Annotated in this window: 15 protein-coding genes; 11 read left to right on the top strand and 4 right to left on the bottom strand. The window is 57.3% G+C overall.

Annotation, left to right across the window (positions count from 1 at the left end; genetic code table 11):
* Positions 1 to 12 precede the first annotated feature (12 nt).
* The 5 genes from purL (at position 13) to glnB (ending at position 8,329) form a co-directional block, all read left to right on the top strand.
* The gene (gene purL / locus ACJ69_RS12880; RefSeq protein WP_059347150.1) at positions 13 to 3,900 is read left to right on the top strand and encodes a phosphoribosylformylglycinamidine synthase; all 3,888 of its coding nucleotides are present in this window, start codon (positions 13 to 15) and stop codon (positions 3,898 to 3,900) included.
* 534 nt (positions 3,901 to 4,434) lie between these two features.
* Entirely contained in the window at positions 4,435 to 5,862 is a 1,428-nt protein-coding gene (gene qseE / locus ACJ69_RS12875) for a two component system sensor histidine kinase QseE/GlrK (RefSeq protein ID WP_029741142.1), read from the top strand.
* Between the two features lies 1 nt (position 5,863).
* Entirely contained in the window at positions 5,864 to 6,601 is a 738-nt protein-coding gene (gene qseG / locus ACJ69_RS12870) for a two-component system QseEF-associated lipoprotein QseG (protein WP_029741143.1), read from the top strand.
* A complete protein-coding gene (gene glrR, locus ACJ69_RS12865) occupies positions 6,588 to 7,925 on the top strand; it encodes a two-component system response regulator GlrR (protein ID WP_054829700.1) in 1,338 nt (445 codons plus the stop codon). Before qseG ends, glrR begins: the two co-directional genes overlap by 14 nt.
* Positions 7,926 to 7,990: 65 nt before the next feature.
* On the top strand, positions 7,991 to 8,329 hold the full coding sequence (gene glnB, locus ACJ69_RS12860) for a nitrogen regulatory protein P-II (protein WP_003860685.1): 339 nt from the start codon (positions 7,991 to 7,993) through the stop codon (positions 8,327 to 8,329).
* Between the two features lie 81 nt (positions 8,330 to 8,410).
* Here glnB and hmpA read toward each other — a convergent pair whose 3' ends face one another.
* Positions 8,411 to 9,601 carry an NO-inducible flavohemoprotein gene (gene hmpA, locus ACJ69_RS12855; RefSeq protein WP_054829698.1) on the bottom strand — a complete coding sequence of 397 codons (1,191 nt, stop codon included), beginning with the start codon at positions 9,599 to 9,601 and terminating at the stop codon, positions 8,411 to 8,413.
* A 304-nt stretch (positions 9,602 to 9,905) separates the two neighbouring features.
* On the opposite strand from hmpA, the gene glyA reads away from it, so the two are divergent.
* Positions 9,906 to 11,159 (top strand): serine hydroxymethyltransferase, encoded by a 1,254-nt coding sequence (gene glyA / locus ACJ69_RS12850; RefSeq protein ID WP_008502165.1) that lies wholly within the window; start codon positions 9,906 to 9,908, stop codon positions 11,157 to 11,159.
* A gap of 54 nt (positions 11,160 to 11,213) precedes the next feature.
* Here glyA and ACJ69_RS12845 read toward each other — a convergent pair whose 3' ends face one another.
* A complete protein-coding gene (locus ACJ69_RS12845) occupies positions 11,214 to 11,636 on the bottom strand; it encodes a DoxX family protein (protein ID WP_047647053.1) in 423 nt (140 codons plus the stop codon).
* A gap of 149 nt (positions 11,637 to 11,785) precedes the next feature.
* On the opposite strand from ACJ69_RS12845, the gene ACJ69_RS12840 reads away from it, so the two are divergent.
* Both ACJ69_RS12840 and ACJ69_RS12835 read left to right on the top strand, forming a co-directional pair.
* Positions 11,786 to 12,277: a DUF2569 domain-containing protein gene (locus ACJ69_RS12840; protein WP_059347149.1), complete on the top strand. Its 492-nt coding sequence runs from the start codon at positions 11,786 to 11,788 to the stop codon at positions 12,275 to 12,277.
* 116 nt (positions 12,278 to 12,393) lie between these two features.
* A complete protein-coding gene (locus ACJ69_RS12835; RefSeq protein WP_054829695.1) occupies positions 12,394 to 13,539 on the top strand; it encodes a 3-phenylpropionate MFS transporter in 1,146 nt (381 codons plus the stop codon).
* Here ACJ69_RS12835 and csiE read toward each other — a convergent pair.
* Positions 13,534 to 14,811: a stationary phase inducible protein CsiE gene (gene csiE, locus ACJ69_RS12830; protein WP_047647056.1), complete on the bottom strand. Its 1,278-nt coding sequence runs from the start codon at positions 14,809 to 14,811 to the stop codon at positions 13,534 to 13,536. The genes ACJ69_RS12835 and csiE overlap by 6 nt on opposite strands.
* Before the next feature lie 125 nt (positions 14,812 to 14,936).
* Between csiE and ACJ69_RS12825 the strand changes: the two genes are divergently transcribed.
* Both ACJ69_RS12825 and ACJ69_RS12820 read left to right on the top strand, forming a co-directional pair.
* Positions 14,937 to 15,575, top strand: a complete 639-nt coding sequence (locus ACJ69_RS12825; RefSeq protein WP_047647057.1) for a DUF1007 family protein — start codon at positions 14,937 to 14,939, stop codon at positions 15,573 to 15,575.
* On the top strand, positions 15,566 to 16,546 hold the full coding sequence (locus ACJ69_RS12820; protein ID WP_059347148.1) for a nickel/cobalt transporter: 981 nt from the start codon (positions 15,566 to 15,568) through the stop codon (positions 16,544 to 16,546). Before ACJ69_RS12825 ends, ACJ69_RS12820 begins: the two co-directional genes overlap by 10 nt.
* Before the next feature lie 61 nt (positions 16,547 to 16,607).
* Here the strand turns inward: ACJ69_RS12820 and suhB are convergent, their stop codons facing one another.
* Positions 16,608 to 17,411: an inositol-1-monophosphatase gene (gene suhB / locus ACJ69_RS12815; protein ID WP_003860668.1), complete on the bottom strand. Its 804-nt coding sequence runs from the start codon at positions 17,409 to 17,411 to the stop codon at positions 16,608 to 16,610.
* Between the two features lie 131 nt (positions 17,412 to 17,542).
* Between suhB and trmJ the strand changes: the two genes are divergently transcribed.
* Positions 17,543 to 18,268: a tRNA (cytosine(32)/uridine(32)-2'-O)-methyltransferase TrmJ gene (gene trmJ / locus ACJ69_RS12810; RefSeq protein WP_054829694.1), complete on the top strand. Its 726-nt coding sequence runs from the start codon at positions 17,543 to 17,545 to the stop codon at positions 18,266 to 18,268.
* Positions 18,269 to 18,427 lie beyond the last annotated feature (159 nt).

Below are 18,427 nucleotides of genomic sequence, written 5' to 3'. Positions count from 1 at the left end.
GACGAGAGACTTATGATGGAAATTCTGCGTGGTTCGCCTGCACTGTCTGCCTTCCGTATCACTAAACTGCTGGCACGTTTTCAGGCGGCCGACCTTCCGGTAAGCAATATTTACGCTGAGTATGTCCATTTTGCTGACCTGAATGCCCCCCTCAATGCAGAGGAGCGCGTACAGCTGGAACGCCTGCTCAAGTATGGTCCAAGCCTGAGCAGCCACACGCCAACCGGCAAACTGATCCTTGCGACGCCTCGTCCGGGCACCATCTCCCCCTGGTCTTCCAAAGCCACCGACATCGCCCACAACTGTGGCCTGAACCAGATTAACCGTCTGGAACGCGGCGTGGCGTACTACGTGGAAGCCTCTACCCTGAGCGAGGCGCAGTGGCAGGCGGTTGCGGCTGAACTGCACGATCGCATGATGGAGAGCGTATTTGCCTCTCTCGATGACGCGCAGAAGCTTTTCTCTCACCATCAGCCTGCGCCGGTACAGAGCGTAGACCTGCTGGGGCAGGGCCGTCAGGCGCTGATTGACGCCAACCTGCGTCTCGGCCTGGCGCTGGCAGAAGACGAAATCGACTACCTGCAGGATGCGTTTGTTAAGCTCAACCGTAACCCGAACGACATCGAACTCTACATGTTCGCACAGGCTAACTCTGAGCACTGCCGCCACAAGATTTTCAACGCCGACTGGATTATTGACGGCGAACAGCAGCCGAAGTCGCTGTTCAAAATGATCAAAAACACCATGGAGCAAACCCCGGACCACGTGCTGTCTGCCTATAAAGACAACGCCGCGGTAATGGAAGGTTCCGAGGTGGGCCGCTTCTTCGCCGATCGCGAAGCAGGGCGCTATGACTTCCATCAGGAGCCCGCGCATATCCTGATGAAAGTGGAAACCCACAACCACCCGACGGCGATCTCCCCGTGGCCGGGTGCGGCGACCGGCTCCGGCGGTGAAATCCGTGATGAAGGTGCGACCGGTCGTGGCGCTAAACCTAAAGCGGGTCTGGTCGGTTTCTCCGTCTCCAACCTGCGTATCCCGGGCTTTGAACAGCCGTGGGAAGAAGATTTCGGCAAGCCAGAGCGCATTGTGACTGCCCTGGATATCATGACCGAAGGCCCGCTGGGCGGTGCGGCGTTTAACAACGAATTTGGTCGTCCGGCGCTGAACGGTTACTTCCGTACCTATGAAGAGAAAGTGGACAGCCACAATGGCGAAGAGCTGCGAGGCTACCACAAGCCGATCATGCTGGCGGGCGGGATCGGCAACATCCGTGCCGATCACGTGCAGAAAGGCGAGATCGTCGTCGGCGCGAAGCTGATCGTACTGGGCGGCCCGGCGATGAACATCGGTCTGGGCGGCGGCGCGGCCTCTTCTATGGCCTCCGGCCAGTCTGATGCGGATCTCGACTTCGCCTCCGTGCAGCGCGACAACCCTGAGATGGAGCGCCGCTGCCAGGAAGTGATCGACCGCTGCTGGCAGCTGGGCGACGCTAACCCGATCCTCTTCATTCACGACGTGGGCGCGGGCGGCCTGTCCAACGCCATGCCGGAGCTGGTAAGCGACGGTGGCCGCGGCGGGCGTTTCAATCTGCGCGATATCCTGAGCGATGAGCCGGGCATGAGCCCGCTGGAAATCTGGTGTAACGAATCCCAGGAGCGCTACGTGCTGGCGGTTGCTGCGGATCAGCTGCCGCTGTTTGACGAGCTGTGCCGCCGCGAGCGCGCGCCGTATGCCGTCATCGGTGAAGCGACCGAAGAGCAGCACCTTTCCTTAAGCGACACCCACTTTGATAACCAGCCGATCGATCTGCCGCTCGACGTTCTGCTCGGTAAAACGCCGAAGATGACCCGCGACGTAACCACCCGCAAAGCGGCCGGCAAAACGCTGGATCGCCAGGGCATCACCGTGGCAGAAGCGGTCAACCGCGTGCTGCACCTGCCAGCTGTGGCAGAGAAAACCTTCCTGGTGACCATCGGCGACCGCACCGTGACCGGTATGGTATCGCGCGACCAGATGGTCGGCCCGTGGCAGATCCCGGTTGCTAACTGCGCCGTGACCACCGCGAGCCTCGACAGCTACTACGGCGAAGCGATGGCCCTCGGCGAGCGTACCCCGGTGGCGCTGCTGGACTTCGCTGCTTCTGCCCGTCTGGCGGTCGGTGAAGCGCTGACCAACATCGCCGCGACGCAGATTGGCGATATCAAACGTATCAAGCTCTCCGCAAACTGGATGGCCGCAGCCGGTCACCCTGGCGAAGATGCTGGCATGTATGAAGCCGTGAAAGCGGTGGGCGAGGAGCTGTGTCCTGCCCTCGGCCTGACCATTCCGGTGGGCAAAGACTCCATGTCGATGAAAACCCGCTGGCAGGAAGGCAACGAGCAGCGCGAGATGACCTCTCCGCTGTCGCTGGTCATCACCGCGTTTGCCCGCGTGGAAGACGTGCGTCACACCGTTACGCCGCAGCTTGCGACCGAAGACAACGCCCTGCTGCTGATTGACCTGGGTAAAGGTCACAACGCGCTGGGTGCTACCGCGCTGGCGCAGGTTTACCGCCAGCTCGGCGACAAGCCAGCCGACGTGCGTGACGTGGCCCAGCTGAAAGGCTTCTACGACGCGATTCAGGCTCTGGTGGCGCAGCGTAAGCTGCTGGCCTACCATGACCGTTCCGACGGCGGCCTGCTGGTGACCCTGGCAGAGATGGCCTTCACCGGTCACTGTGGCGTGGAAGCGAACATTGCGACGCTTGGCGAAGACCGTCTGGCGGCGCTGTTCAACGAAGAGCTGGGCGCCGTGATTCAGGTGCGCGCGGCGGATCGCGACGCGGTTGAAGCGATTCTGGCGAAGCACGGTCTGGCAGACTGCGTGCACTATCTGGGTAAGGCCGTTCAGGGCGACCGCTTCGTGATTGAAGCAGACGGTCACGCCGTGTTCAGCGAAAGCCGCACCACGCTGCGCATGTGGTGGGCGGAAACCACCTGGCAGATGCAGCGCCTGCGTGATAACCCGGAATGCGCTGACCAGGAACACAACGCCAAGGCTAACGACAACGATCCAGGCCTGAACGTGAAGCTCTCCTTCGACATCAACGAAGACATCGCCGCGCCGTACATTGCGACCGGCGCGCGTCCAAAAGTGGCCGTGCTGCGCGAACAGGGCGTTAACTCCCACGTTGAGATGGCGGCTGCCTTCCACCGCGCGGGCTTTGACGCTATCGACGTCCACATGAGCGACCTGCTGGCCGGGCGTACCGGTCTGGAAGATTTCCAGGCGCTGGTGGCGTGCGGCGGCTTCTCCTACGGCGACGTGCTGGGCGCGGGCGAAGGCTGGGCGAAGTCCATCCTGTTCAACAGCCGCGTGCGCGACGAGTTCGAAACCTTCTTCCACCGTCCGCAGACCCTGGCGCTGGGCGTGTGTAACGGCTGCCAGATGATGTCTAACCTGCGCGAGCTGATCCCGGGCAGCGAAGCCTGGCCGCGCTTTGTGCGCAACCAGTCTGACCGCTTCGAGGCGCGCTTCAGCCTGGTGGAAGTGACCCAAAGCCCGTCTCTGCTCCTGCAGGGGATGGTCGGTTCTCAGATGCCAATCGCCGTTTCCCATGGTGAAGGTCAGGTAGAAGTGCGCGACGCTGCGCATCTGGCTCAGCTGGAGAGCAAAGGACTGGTGGCGCTGCGCTTTGTCGATAACTTCGGTAAGGTGACGGAAACCTACCCGGCTAACCCGAACGGCTCCGCCAACGGTATTACGGCGGTGACCAGCGAAAGCGGTCGCGCGACCATCATGATGCCGCACCCGGAACGCGTGTTCCGTACCGTGAGCAACTCCTGGCACCCGGAAAACTGGGGCGAGGACAGCCCGTGGATGCGCATCTTCCGCAACGCGCGTAAACAGTTGGGTTAAGTTTTAGCCCCACACCCTTCCAGGCCCGGTAAGCGAAAGCTCCACCGGGCTTTTTTATTTGTGTCGCAATTACGCGACAGACCCGCAATATGACTGTCTCCAAAAGGCGACATTTAACTCATTGATTTATATGTGGCAGTAAAGGTTCCCGTTAAGGTGTTGCTTAATAGCGACACTTAGCCTGGAAATCATTCAACCGATAATTAACAGGCTAAACGAGTAAAACTCATATATTTCAAACTGTTAATATTTTGTTTTGCATTCTGGCACGGGTGTTGCATAATATTAACCAGTGGCTCATTCACCTTCTTATGTCAGCCCCTTCGGGACGCGCTACATAAACTTCGAATGACGCACAAAAAGGTGCCTGCCGTCCAACTACTGATCATAGCGATGCTTTATCAGGCCAGGGCGAAACGTCGAGTTAGGCACCGCCTCATTCCATGACAAAGCCGGGTTTTTACCCGGCTTTGTTGTATCTGAAGGGCAGACTCAGTTACGCTCTGCGTAAATCCCCATTAAGAGAGTAATGCGTTGAAACGCTGGCCCGTTTTCCCCCGCTCCCTGCGGCAGCTCGTCATGATGGCCTTCCTGCTGATCCTGCTGCCGCTGCTGATCCTTGCCTGGCAGGCGTGGCAAAGCCTGAACGCGCTGAGCGCGCAGGCGGCTTTGACCAACCGCACAACGCTCATCGACGCCAGACGCAGTGAAGCGATGACCAACGCCGCGCTGGAGATGGAGCGTAGCTATCGTCAGTATTGCGTGCTTGACGATAGGACGCTGGAAAAGGTTTATCAGAGTCAGCGTAAACGCTACAGCGAAATGCTGGACGCTCATGCGGGGGTTTTGCCTGACGACAAGCTCTATCAGGCGTTACGTCAGGATTTGAACGATCTCGCGCAGCTGCAGTGCAGCAACAGCGGGCCGGATGCCGCCGCCGCCGCGCGCCTTGAAGCTTTTGCCAGCGCCAACACCGAGATGGTGCAGTCTACGCGCGCGGTGATTTTCTCTCGCGGCCAGCAGCTCCAGCAGGAGATTGCCGAGCGCGGCCAGTTCTTCGGCTGGCAGGCGCTGGTGCTGTTTCTGGTGAGTCTCGGGCTGGTTCTGCTCTTTACCCGCATGATCATCGGCCCGGTGAAGGGCATTCAGCGTATGATCAACCGCCTGGGGGAGGGGAAATCGCTCGGGGATACGGTCGCCTTTAAAGGTCCCCGCGAGCTGCGATCAGTAGGTCAGCGCATTATCTGGCTGTCCGAGCGCCTGGCGTGGCTCGAATCTCAGCGCCATCAGTTTCTGCGCCATATCTCTCATGAGCTTAAAACGCCGCTGGCCAGCATGCGTGAAGGAACGGAGCTGCTGGCGGACGAAGTGGCTGGCCCCCTTACGCCAGAACAGAAAGAAATTGTCGAGATCCTGGATAACAGCAGCCGCAATCTGCAAAAGCTGATTGAGCAACTGCTGGACTATAACCGCAAGCTGGCAGACGGGGCGGTCGTACTGGAAAACGTTGAGATTGAGCCGCTGGTGGATATGGTGATCTCCGCCCATAGCTTGCCAGCAAGAGCTAAAATGATGCATACCGGCGTCGAGCTGAATGCGCCTGCGTGCCTGGCTGAGCCTATGCTGCTGATGAGCGTACTGGATAATCTTTACTCCAATGCGGTGCACTATGGTACTGAATCCGGTAACATTTATATCCGAAGTAATACGAATGGTTCACGGGTGTTTATTGACGTCGCAAACACCGGCACCCCGATCCCCGATGACGAAAAAACCATGATCTTCGAACCCTTTTTCCAGGGGAGTCATCAGCGGAAAGGCGCGGTTAAAGGAAGCGGTCTGGGCTTGAGCATCGCCCGGGACTGCATACGACGCATGCAGGGTGAGCTAAACATTGCCGCGGACGAACGTTCAGATGTTTGCTTCCGTATCGAACTGCCCCTGAGCCGGAAAAATCAATAAAATGAATCTATGTCTGGTGAGTATGTCACATGTCTTTTTCCGCGCCGTACGCGCGGTGTTTTCCAGCAAAACGCTTAGCCTGAGCCTGCCCTGTTTATTTCTGGCAGGGTGTGTTTCCCATGCGCCACAAAGTGCCATTAGCGATAAACAGGAAGATAAATGGCCCGATAACCAGCTGGCAGATTTCCTCTCAACCCGCTGTGAAGACATCTGGAACCTGTCAGGACATGACGTTGAAAGCAACCCGCTGTTCTGGCTGCGTGGAATAGATTGCGCCCAGCGTCTTGCGCCGGTAGACGCCCGCTCGAAGGCGGCGATGCTGGATGACGACACCTGGCAGGACGCTTTCAAGCGCGGGATTTTACTTGCAGATGCGAAAATCACTCCCGTTGAACGCCGCGTCAATGTGACCCGACTGGACACGTACGTGGTCAATCTTCCGGTACAGGTACGCCCGGTATACCAGCTCTGGCGCGACGGGCAGACATTACAGCTTCAGCTGTCTGAAGAGCGCTCCCGCTACAGCAAGCTGCAGCAGTCAACCGACAGCGAGCTTGATACGCTGCGTCAACAGCAGCAACATTTACGTACGCAGCTGGATACCACGACGCGCAAGCTGGAAAACCTGACCGATATCGAAAGGCAGCTCTCGTCGCGTAAATATCAGCCGGGGAGTTCATCCGCGGCACCGGACAGCGATACGCCGAAACAAGAGGATGTGAAGCATGACGAGCCGTAAACCTGCCCATCTGTTACTGGTGGATGACGATCCCGGGCTGTTAAAGCTGCTGGGCATGCGTCTGGTGAGCGAAGGCTACAGCGTCGTCACCGCTGAAAGCGGGCTGGAGGGGCTCAAGATCCTCACCCGCGAGAAAATCGATCTGGTGATAAGCGACCTGCGGATGGACGAAATGGACGGTCTGCAGCTGTTTGCGGAGATCCAGAAGCAGCAGCCGGGTATGCCCGTGATTATCCTGACGGCGCACGGGTCGATTCCGGATGCGGTTGCCGCGACGCAGCAGGGGGTCTTCAGCTTCCTGACCAAGCCGGTGGACAAAGACGCGCTTTATAAGGCTATCGACAGCGCGCTGGAACATGCTGCCCCGGCGGGGGATGAAGCGTGGCGGGAGTCCATCGTCACCCGCAGCCCGATTATGCTGCGTCTGCTTGAACAGGCCCGGATGGTGGCGCAGTCCGACGTCAGCGTGCTCATCAACGGCCAGAGCGGAACCGGAAAAGAGATCCTGGCCCAGGCGATCCATAACGCCAGCCCGCGCAGTAAAAACGCCTTTATCGCCATTAACTGCGGCGCGCTACCGGAACAGCTGCTCGAATCTGAACTGTTTGGTCACGCCCGCGGCGCATTCACCGGCGCGGTTAGCAGTCGGGAGGGGCTGTTCCAGGCCGCGGAAGGCGGCACGCTGTTCCTGGACGAGATTGGCGACATGCCCGCACCGCTGCAGGTTAAACTTCTCCGCGTGTTGCAGGAGCGAAAAGTTCGCCCGCTGGGCAGCAACCGCGATATCGATATTAACGTGCGCATTATTTCCGCCACCCACCGCGACTTGCCAAAAGTGATGGCGCGCAACGAGTTTCGCGAAGATCTCTACTACCGTCTGAACGTGGTGAATCTGAAGATCCCCGCGCTGGCGGAGCGTGCGGAAGACATTCCGCTGCTGGCGAACCATCTTTTGCGCCAGGCGGCCGATCGCCATAAACCATTCGTGCGCGCGTTTTCCACTGATGCGATGAAGCGGCTGATGGCCGCAGGCTGGCCGGGTAACGTGCGCCAGCTGGTGAACGTGATTGAGCAGTGCGTGGCGCTGACCTCCTCACCGGTGATCAGCGATGCGCTGGTGGAGCAGGCGCTGGAAGGGGAAAACACGGCTCTGCCGACGTTTGCGGAAGCGCGGAATCAGTTTGAGCTCAACTATCTGCGCAAGCTATTGCAGATCACCAAAGGCAACGTGACCCACGCGGCGCGCATGGCCGGACGCAACCGCACCGAGTTCTACAAGCTGCTGTCGCGCCACGAGCTGGAAGCAAACGATTTTAAAGAGTAATGCCGTATGGTACTGTGAGCAATCGATTACGAGGCAGCTTACAGGCAAGAGTTTAAGGACCCACCATGAAAAAAATTGATGCGATTATTAAACCTTTCAAACTGGATGACGTGCGTGAAGCGCTGGCGGAAGTCGGCATCACCGGGATGACCGTGACGGAAGTGAAAGGTTTTGGTCGTCAGAAGGGCCACACCGAGCTTTACCGTGGCGCAGAGTACATGGTCGACTTTCTGCCGAAAGTAAAAATTGAAATCGTGGTCAGCGACGATATCGTCGATACCTGCGTGGATACCATTATCCGCACGGCGCAGACGGGCAAAATCGGCGACGGTAAAATCTTCGTCTTTGACGTGGCGCGCGTGATCCGTATCCGTACCGGCGAAGAAGACGACGCTGCGATTTAACAATGCCAACGGTTTTGTATGCCGGGTAAGGCGCAGCCGCCACCCGGCGAAAAAAAGCCCCTCGAACGAGGGGCTTTTTCATTACAGCACCTTATGCGGCCCGAAACATTCGTAGTGAATGTTGTCTTTGTTCACACCGAGCTCCACCAGCTGCTGCGCGGCATACTGCATAAATGCCACCGGCCCGCAGACGTAGAACTGCATGTCCGGCGCGCTAAACGCTCCTTCCATCTGGCTTAAATTCATCAGACCTTCGCTGTCAAACCGCGCGGCCGCGCGGTCTGCATCCGTCGGCAGGCGATACCAGGTGTGCGCGGTAAAGCGCGGCAGGAACGCCCCGAGCGTTTTCACTTCATCCGCAAAGGCGTGCACGTCACCGTTTTCCGCAGCGTGGAACCAGTTGACCTGCGCACCGTGGTTGGCTTTCGCCAGCGTATCGAGCATCGCCAGCATTGGCGTTTGGCCGACGCCCGCAGAGATCAGCGTAACCGGGGTATTCGCTTCAACCGCCATGAAGAAATCGCCCGCCGGCGCGGCCAGATGGACCACGTCGCCCACGTTAGCTTCGTTGTGTAGCCAGTTGGAGACCTGACCGCCGTCCTCACGCTTCACGGCAATGCGGTAGCCTTTGCCATTTGGCTTGCGGGTAAGAGAATACTGGCGGATCTCCTGATGCGGGAAGCCTTCAGGCTTCAGCCACACGCCCAGATACTGGCCTGGCTGGTAATCGGCAACCGGCTGTCCGTCCACCGGCTCAAATTCAAAGCTGGTAATCAGCGCGCTGCGCGGCGTTTTCTCGATGATGCGGAAGGCGCGCGTGCCTTCCCAGCCGCCGTTCTTGCTGGCGTTTTCGCTGTAGATCTGCGCTTCGCGGTTGATAAACACGTTTGCCAGCACGCCGTAGGCTTTACCCCACGCGTCCAGCACCTCCTGGCCCGGGCTGAACATCTCGTCCAGCGTTGCCAGCAGGTGGCCACCCACAATGTTGTACTGCTCGGGCTGGATCTGGAAGCTGGTGTGCTTCTGAGCGATTTTTTCCACCGCGGGCAGCAGCGCAGCCAGGTTTTCAATATTGCTGGCATAGGCCGCGATGGCGTTGAACAGCGCTTCGCGCTGATCGCCGTTACGCTGGTTGCTCATGTTGAAAATTTCTTTGAGCTCCGGGTTATGCGTGAACATGCGATCGTAGAAATGGGCGGTGAGTTTAGGGCCGGTTTCCACCAGCAGGGGAATGGTGGCTTTAACGGTAGCGATGGTTTGGGCGTCGAGCATGAGCGCATCCTTCTGATGTGACTTTAATGATGTATTTTAAATGCATCTTATAAAAAATACCCCTGCGTTGTAAATGGTTCTTTGCAAGATGAAAAATATGCATCACAAACCTGAAAAGAAATCCGCTGGAAATGACGAGAGCTTTATTCCTCAAACCCTTGCGTGGCGCGCAGGAAAACGTTTGCGTAAAATCGTTTGTCAAGACCTGTTATCACAGAACTAATCAGTTATACTGTTGCCCGTCGTCCAACAGGACTGCCTTTTCAGGCCAAAATTTACTTGTTAGCTGAGTCAGGAGATGCGGATGTTAAAGCGTGAAATGAACATTGCCGATTATGATGCCGAACTGTGGCAGGCTATGGAGCAGGAAAAAGTACGTCAGGAAGAGCACATCGAACTGATCGCCTCCGAAAACTACACCAGCCCGCGCGTCATGCAGGCGCAGGGTTCTCAGCTGACTAACAAATATGCTGAAGGTTACCCGGGCAAACGCTACTACGGCGGTTGCGAGTACGTTGATATCGTTGAGCAGCTGGCTATCGACCGTGCGAAAGAACTCTTTGGCGCTGACTACGCGAACGTGCAGCCGCACTCTGGCTCTCAGGCTAACTTCGCGGTCTACACCGCGCTGCTGCAGCCGGGCGATACCGTTCTGGGTATGAACCTGGCGCAGGGCGGCCACCTGACTCACGGCTCCCCGGTTAACTTCTCCGGCAAACTGTACAACATCATCCCTTACGGTATTGATGAGTCCGGTAAAATTGACTACGAAGACATGGCGAAGCAGGCTAAAGAGCACAAACCGAAGATGATCATCGGTGGCTTCTCTGCTTACTCCGGTATCGTTGACTGGGCAAAAATGCGTGAAATCGCGGACAGCATCGGTGCTTACCTGTTTGTCGACATGGCGCACGTTGCGGGCCTGATTGCCGCTGGCGTTTACCCGAACCCGGTTCCACACGCTCACGTTGTGACCACCACCACCCACAAAACCCTGGCGGGTCCACGCGGTGGCCTGATCCTGGCGAAAGGCGGTGACGAAGAGCTGTACAAAAAACTGAACTCCGCTGTATTCCCAAGCGCGCAGGGCGGCCCGCTGATGCACGTTATCGCGGCAAAAGCGGTTGCGCTGAAAGAAGCGATGGAGCCTGAGTTCAAGGTTTATCAGCAGCAGGTTGCTAAGAATGCCAAAGCGATGGTCGAAGTGTTCCTGAACCGTGGCTACAAAGTGGTATCCGGCGGTACTGAAAACCACCTGTTCCTGCTGGATCTGGTTGATAAGAACCTGACCGGTAAAGAAGCTGACGCAGCCCTGGGCCGCGCCAACATCACCGTGAACAAAAACAGCGTGCCAAACGATCCGAAGAGCCCGTTCGTGACCTCCGGTATCCGTATCGGTTCTCCGGCAGTGACTCGCCGCGGCTTCAAAGAAGCGGAAGTGAAAGAGCTGGCTGGCTGGATGTGTGACGTTCTGGACAACATCAATGACGAAGCGGTAATCGAACGCGTCAAAGGTAAAGTTCTGGATATCTGCGCACGCTTCCCGGTATACGCATAATTCCTCTGCCTGGCAGAAATAAAAAAGGCCGCGCTTGCGGCCTTTTTTTATGGCTTAACGCCGGTCGAGGGAAATGGCTCCCGGACCAACAATGGCCAGCAAAATAAAGGCGCCAGCAATACTGACGTTCTTATAGAAGTTAATCATATTCGGCACGACCGCATCACCGGTCATATCCCAGTAATGGTGACCGATAATCGCCGTGCCCAGCGTATAGAATACAAACAGTACCGCGAGAGGACGGGTGAAAAAGCCCAGGACGATCAGGATAGCGGCAGGCACTTCCATCACCACCGCAATAATGGCCGCCAGCATGGGCATCGGCGTACCCAGCGAGGTCATATATTGTACGGTGCCGCTAAACCCCGTCAGTTTTGGATAACCAAAGATAATAAACAGCACGACAAGCGCGATGCGGCCAATCAGCAGCAGCAGATGACGTGACTGACCGAAATCGAAATAACGTAGAGTGTTCATAGCTGGCTCATTTTTCAGGGGACCCAATCTAAAATTAATACACAAATCCAGAGTCTTCCATTCAGCTTTTCTTCATAAATCAGGCGTTCGCGTGATGTTAAATTCAGACTTCGTGTAAAATTGTCTTTTTTCTTTGGCAAGGGAAATTTATGCAGTGCATATCATGTCAGCAAGAAGAGGCAAATAAAGAATCCGGGCTGTGCAATCAGTGTGAGCGTGCAGACGAAAAGAAAATTAACGGGCTGCTTTATCTCCCGGCGGCGGGCCTGGTGATTAACCTCATCATGACGCCCATTGGGGCATGGAATTACTTTGCGGCGGTGTTCCACTTTTCCCAGCCAGGGGGAATTAACCTGTTTGGGGCCGTGGGTATCGCTGTAATGATAATTGATGTGGCACTGACCGCGGCCGCAGGCTGGTATTTCTTTAAAAGAAAGTCGGGTATCCGTAAGATCATCATTCCCTACTATTTAATGGGCGTTGTTTTTATGCTCTATTTTGTGGGCATACCTGCCTGGCTCTTCGACGCAAGGCTGGATACGGCTGATATTCGCAATGCGCTTTCCTCCATAGTTGGCGCATCGATCTGGATCCCCTACTTCCTGGTTTCCAAACGCATTAATCAGGTCTTTGTACGCTAGACGTTTCGCAGGGCCGCTATGGCCCTGTGAAATGTGCGTGTTATTCACTTGTTAATAGTTGCTTGCGCAGGCTTTGATTTAACGCCAGACTATGGCCTCGATTTCGGGAGGGATTCATGGTCTTGCATTCCACGCGCTGGCTGGCGCTAAGTTATTTCACCTATTTCTTTAGCTACGGTATTTTTCTGCCTTTCTGGAGCGTCTGGCTCAAGGGTATCGGCCTGACTCCCGAGACCATCGGTGTCCTGCTGGGGGCCGTGCTGGTGGCGCGTTTCCTCGGCAGCCTGCTGATTGCCCCGCGCGTCAGCGATCCCTCCTTGCTGATCAAGGCCGTGCGCATTCTTGCTCTGCTGACGCTAGTCTTCGTTGCCTGCTTCTGGGTCAGCCACCAGTTTGCCTGGCTGATGGTAGTGATGGTCGGCTTTAACCTGTTCTTCTCACCGCTGGTACCGCTGACGGATGCCCTGGCGAACACCTGGCAAAAGCAGATCACCATGGACTACGGCCGAGTGCGCCTGTGGGGCTCTATTGCCTTTGTGATTGGCTCCGCGCTGGTGGGCAAACTGGTCAGCCTTTACGATTACCGCGCCATTCTCGCCCTGCTAAGTATCGGTATTGCCTCAATGCTGCTGGGCATGCTGCTGCGTCCGTCGGTGATGCCGCAAGGGGAAAGCCGCCATCAGGAGAGCGCAGGCTGGCCCGCCTGGCGGAGCCTGGTGGCCCAGAGCTGGCGTTTTCTGGCCTGTGTCTGTCTGCTTCAGGGGGCGCATGCGGCGTACTATGGGTTCAGCGCCATCTACTGGCAGGGGGCTGGATACTCAGCTTCCGCAGTGGGCTATCTTTGGTCGCTGGGGGTAGTGGCCGAAGTCATTATCTTCGCCCTGAGCAAGAAGCTGTTCCGTCGCTTTGGCGCGCGAGACCTGCTGCTGCTTTCCGCCGTGTGCGGCGTGGCGCGCTGGGGCATTATGGGCTGGACGACCGACCTGCCGTGGCTGATAGTGGCGCAAATCCTTCACTGCGGCACCTTTACCGTGTGTCATCTGGCGGCGATGCGCTATATCGCAGCGCGCGAGGGCGGAGACGTTATTCGCCTGCAGGCCGTCTATTCGGCGGTCGCAATGGGGGGAAGTATCGCGATCATGACGGTCTTTGCGGGGTTCCTCTACCAGCACCTGGGGCATGGCGTCTTCTGGGTGATGGCGCTGGTCGCCTTACCCGCGATCGTTGTTCGCCCTAAAGTGGCCGCTCGCGCGCCGCTATGATTCCAGCATGGCGCGAATATGTTCTTGCTGCTGCGCGTTCAATGTCTCAACGGCATGAATCAGCGGCGGCGAGAACAGCGGCAGGACGGTAGGGTAGGGGGTGATAACCAGCGCGGCCTCGCGCGGTGCCCCCTCTTTCTGGAAGGCCTGCAGCGTCAGATAGCGAATGTTGAGCGGCAGCAGCGTCAGCTCGCGAAGCTGCTGTTCAATCAGGTCCTCGGTGGCTTTATCGTCTCCCGTCAGCAGAATCACCTGTTTTTCGTGCAGATCGGTCTCCTGCATCAGCCAGGCACCGAAAATCACTGCGACAAGACTCATCTCTTCATCAGAAAAACGCAGCCCGAACTCCGCCTCCAGCTCAAACAGCGCTTCCTTCGTGGTGCGTAACAGCCGGGGATAGAGACGATGGATCTCCTCCGGCAGGCTATTGTCGATGCCAATCTCAAACAGCGAGCGGTCCAGCGCCTGAGCAAGATGGATATACAGCTGATCGGTCAGCCCTTGCTCGTCGCTGAAGTTCATTCCGGTCTGCGAGCGAAAACGGGCGACCATGCGCACGATGGCCCGACGCAAGCGCTGATCCTGCTGGTGTTTATCGAGCACCGGATCGGGCGTGCGGAGCATCATAAACAGCAGTGCCAGAAACAGCTGTTCATCCCCGTGCGCTCCCTGCGGAACGCGCCGTTTCCAGTGCCGCACGATCTCCTGGGCCGTAAAATATTCCCCTCTCGACTGGGTCCAGCTGCGCTGAACGTGAGAAAACTGCGGCGTATTCCCGAGCTGGTGCTGAATAAGACAGTATTGCAAATAGAGCTGTAAAAACTGGACGTCGCGGCATTCAAACTGACGCTGCAGCTTGCGGGAGCAGAAGCCGATCAGCGCCCGCAGGTTCGCATCATCGTAAAGCGGCCGCGCAATGCCGTGTTGTTTAAGCGCGGTTTTTAATGCGGGGGTAAACTGGTGTGAGACAAACTGCGGGCAAAGCCGCAGCGCCCGGCGCAGCCAGTGCAGCAGGCATAAACGCTGATTCAGGGATGTGCCTTCAATCCGGTAGCTGCCGTCGTGGTGCGTAACGATGTCCAGCCGGTGATAGCGCTGGATTTCATCGCGCGTCTCGGCTATATCTTGCCGTGCCATCGCGTCGTCAACCCCGTTGACAGCAATTATGCTCTGTGCGGTGACGGCAGCATCGGGCAGGTAAAGCATCAAGAGCACCTGGCAGCGGCGCTGCGAACTGGAAAGCACAGATGGAATTTCAAGCGTCGTCATCATCTGTCGGGTATCCAGTGTGAATGTTTGATAAGAATAGCTAAAGGATGAGCGCTGAAAAGCGCGCCGGCAGGCCTTTCACTCAGGATTGCTGGGGAACATCACAGAATTTTTGACGTGAGGAATTGATGCAAACAGTTAAACAAAGTGCGATGGCGTTATTTTTGGCGGTTATCAGCTTCACCGCCAGCGCACACCCTCACAGTTTTATTGACCTCCAGACCGAGCTGGTTACCGACGGCACGCAGCTGAGCGGCCTGAAGATGCGCTGGACGATGGATGAAATCACCTCGGCCGATCTGCTCTATGATGCGGGAAACGCGAAGCCTGGCGATGAAATCTGGAAAAAGCTGGCAGCGGAAGTGATGGCTAACGTGCTCGGCCAGCACTACTTCACGGAATTCTGGCACAACGGGCAGAAGGTCAAATTTCTTAACCGGCCAACGGAATACGGTATGACGCGTGACGGGCATCAGGCGGTGCTGACCTTCGTGCTTCCGCTGGCGCATCCGCAGCCGCTGGCGGGGCAAACGTACCGTTTTTCCACCTTTGACCCTACCTACTATGTCGACATGCGCTATGACAAAGACAGCGACGTACGGCTGCCGGACGCTCTGCAAAAAAACTGCAAAATTGGCGTGCATACACCGAAACCCAGCGAAGAGACGCTGAAATTTGCGGTCTCGCTTGATAAAGAAGATGCACCGCCTGAGGACATGGAGTTGGGTAAACAGTTCGCGCAGGAGGTGACGTTACAATGTCAGTGATCTCTTCTCCGCTTCGGAAACCGCGCCGCTGGCTGCACCTCTGGCCCCTGGCGCTCTTTCTCCTGCTAGCCGTTTGCGGTTCGCTCTGGCTATGGCAGGCCTGGCCGCAGGTGATGATGAAAAGTATTGCCTGGCAGCGTGAGGTCAACCAGCAGATGAGCGGTCTGCTGAAGGCGGTGGCGGAGAACCCGACCAAAGCGGGTGGTTCCCTGCTGGCGTTCAGCTTTATCTATGGTGTTCTGCACGCGCTTGGGCCGGGGCACGGCAAAATCGTGATAACGACCTGGCTCGCCACCCATCCGTCGAAGCTGAGATCGAGTATCGGCCTTACGCTGGCCTCCTCGCTGCTCCAGGGCGGCGTGGCGATTGCGCTCGTCGTGGTCGTGCTTTCGCTGTTACAGCTTCCCGCGCGCCAGCTGCACTTGAGCAGCTTCTGGCTGGAGAAGGGGAGTTACGCGCTGGTTGGCGTGCTGGGGCTGATCCTCTGCTGGCGGGCGCTGAAAAAGCTGCGCGTGCTGCTGCAAAAACCGAAATTCAAAACCTTTACGCCGCACCACGTTCATGATGAAAGCTGCGGCTGCGGGCATCAGCATTTGCCCACGCAGGAACAATTGCAGAACGGTGACGACTGGCGCGCGCGGCTGATGATTATTCTCTCGATGGGCATGCGCCCGTGCTCGGGGGCAATCATGGTGCTGCTGTTTAGTAAGGTGATTGGCGTGTTTGGCTGGGGAATGCTTTCCGCGCTGGCGATGGCGGCAGGGACGTCTCTCACCATTTCGTCTTTAGCGCTGCTGGTTCACAGCTTCCGTCAGCTTGCGGTCAAACTGAGCGGCAATAAAACGCCGGTGCTGTGGCGACAGGTAGGGTGGACAACGCTTGCGCTGGCGGGCGGGGTGATTCTGCTGGTGGCGGCGGTGACGATGTGGATGAGCGCTGTGCCGGTGGGAAGGGGATTGCGGCCTTTCTAGTAGGGTGCGGTCTGATGCCCTCACCCTGACCCTCTCCCAGAGGGAGAGGGAATTACCGGGATTAACGCTTCAGCGCATCGCTCAGTTCATCACGCATGTTGGCCAGCATGGCTTTAACAACGCGTGGGTTACCCGCAACGATGTTGCCGGTAGACATATAGTTATGGCCGCCGGTGAAATCACACACGATGGCGCCTGCTTCACGTGCGATCAGCTCGCCCGCAGCAAAGTCCCACGGCTTCAGAGACAGCTCAAAGTAACCGTCAACGCGGCCGGTCGCCACGTAGGCCAGATCCAGCGCAGCAGAACCGGTGCGGCGGAAGTCCGCGCATTCGGTAAACAGTTTGCCCAGGATATTCATATAGGTGGTCGCGTGCTGTTTCGCCTTGAACGGGAAACCGGTCGCCAGTATGGTGCCGTCCAGATCGCGTGCGTTGCTGCAGCGCAGACGGTAGCCGTTCAGCTGTGCGCCCTGACCGCGGGTAGCGGTGAACAGTTCGTTACGCATTGGATCGTAAACAACGGCGACTTCAGTACGGCCTTTAATGCGTACTGCGATAGACACAGAGAAGTGTGGCAGGCGTTTAACAAAGTTGGTGGTGCCATCCAGTGGATCGATAACCCATTGAACATCCTGATCGGTACCTTCATGTTCACCGCTTTCTTCGGTGATGATGGTGTGCTGCGGGTAAGATTTGCGGATCGTTTCGATAATAATCGCTTCTGCGGCTTTATCGACGTTAGTCACGAAATCATTGCTGCCTTTCTGGCTGGTTTCTACGGAGTCTGGCGTTTCGTAGTGTTTGGCAATTACATTACCCGCCTTGCGCGCTGCGCGCACGGCGATGGTCAGCATCGGATGCATCGGTCTCTCTCACTGGATGTTAAAGAACAGGAAAATCGGCGCAGAGTATAGCAGTGGGATCGGATTATGTCTCCCGTTTATGATAATATGCCGGAATATTCTTCAGACGCTGAATTCAGACATTAAAAATTATGCTGCAAAACATTCGAATCGTGCTGGTCGAAACATCGCACACCGGCAACATGGGCTCCGTTGCCCGCGCTATGAAAACCATGGGCTTAACGAACCTGTGGCTGGTTAACCCGCTGGTGAAACCTGACTCGCAGGCCATCGCCCTGGCGGCCGGTGCCAGCGACGTGATCGGCAACGCCCAGATCGCCGATACCCTTGACGAAGCGCTGGCCGGCTGCAGCCTTGTTGTTGGCACCAGCGCACGTTCACGCACGCTGCCGTGGCCGATGCTGGATCCGCGCGAATGCGGCCTGAAAAGCGTCTCAGAAGCGGAACAGGCTCCGGTTGCGCTGGTATTTGGCCGCGAGCGCGTTGGCCTGACCAACGACGAGCTGCAGAAGTGCCACTATCACGTCGCCATCGCGGCGAACCCGGAATACAGCTCGCTGAACCTGGCGATGGCGGTGCAGGTTATCGCCTATGAGGTGCGTATGGCGTGGCTGGCGACGCAGGAGAAATCGGTCGAACAGAAAGAAGAGACGGCCTACCCGCTGGTGGACGATCTTGAGCGCTTCTACGGTCACCTGGAGCAGACGCTGCTCTCAACCGGCTTTATTCGTGAAGGTCACCCGGGCCAGGTGATGAACAAGCTGCGCCGCATGTTTACCCGCGCTCGCCCGGAAAGCCAGGAGCTGAACATCCTGCGCGGGATTCTGGCGTCGATTGAGCAGAAGAATAAAGAGTAGTGTCGATTTCCCCCTCTCCCCGTGGGAGAGGGCCGGGGTGAGGGCATCAGGCCGCACCTGGGTTATGAAGGCACGGAACGTTAAATACCTGACTAAAACAGTCAAGTAAATAGTTGACCATTTTAGTCAGGAATGTCAGACTTGGCCCTGCTATGCAAT

The sequence above is a fragment of the Enterobacter asburiae genome (assembly GCF_001521715.1).
Lineage (GTDB): Bacteria > Pseudomonadota > Gammaproteobacteria > Enterobacterales > Enterobacteriaceae > Enterobacter > Enterobacter asburiae.
The sequence above is the reverse complement of the archived record's forward strand: the minus strand, read 5'-3'. Positions and strand labels throughout refer to the sequence as shown.

Bases quoted from the DNA above. Each gene is read 5' to 3' on its own strand.
- ACJ69_RS12845 (WP_047647053.1), bottom strand. From the start codon at position 11,636: ATGAACACTCTACGTTATTTCGATTTCGGTCAGTCACGTCATCTGCTG.
- glrR (WP_054829700.1), top strand. From the start codon at position 6,588: ATGACGAGCCGTAAACCTGCCCATCTGTTACTGGTGGATGACGATCCC.
- trmJ (WP_054829694.1), top strand. From the start codon at position 17,543: ATGCTGCAAAACATTCGAATCGTGCTGGTCGAAACATCGCACACCGGC.
- suhB (WP_003860668.1), bottom strand. From the start codon at position 17,411: ATGCATCCGATGCTGACCATCGCCGTGCGCGCAGCGCGCAAGGCGGGT.
- ACJ69_RS12840 (WP_059347149.1), top strand. From the start codon at position 11,786: ATGCAGTGCATATCATGTCAGCAAGAAGAGGCAAATAAAGAATCCGGG.
- purL (WP_059347150.1), top strand. From the start codon at position 13: ATGATGGAAATTCTGCGTGGTTCGCCTGCACTGTCTGCCTTCCGTATC.
- csiE (WP_047647056.1), bottom strand. From the start codon at position 14,811: ATGATGACGACGCTTGAAATTCCATCTGTGCTTTCCAGTTCGCAGCGC.
- hmpA (WP_054829698.1), bottom strand. From the start codon at position 9,601: ATGCTCGACGCCCAAACCATCGCTACCGTTAAAGCCACCATTCCCCTG.
- glnB (WP_003860685.1), top strand. From the start codon at position 7,991: ATGAAAAAAATTGATGCGATTATTAAACCTTTCAAACTGGATGACGTG.
- glyA (WP_008502165.1), top strand. From the start codon at position 9,906: ATGTTAAAGCGTGAAATGAACATTGCCGATTATGATGCCGAACTGTGG.
- ACJ69_RS12820 (WP_059347148.1), top strand. From the start codon at position 15,566: ATGTCAGTGATCTCTTCTCCGCTTCGGAAACCGCGCCGCTGGCTGCAC.
- qseG (WP_029741143.1), top strand. From the start codon at position 5,864: ATGAATCTATGTCTGGTGAGTATGTCACATGTCTTTTTCCGCGCCGTA.
- ACJ69_RS12835 (WP_054829695.1), top strand. From the start codon at position 12,394: ATGGTCTTGCATTCCACGCGCTGGCTGGCGCTAAGTTATTTCACCTAT.
- ACJ69_RS12825 (WP_047647057.1), top strand. From the start codon at position 14,937: ATGCAAACAGTTAAACAAAGTGCGATGGCGTTATTTTTGGCGGTTATC.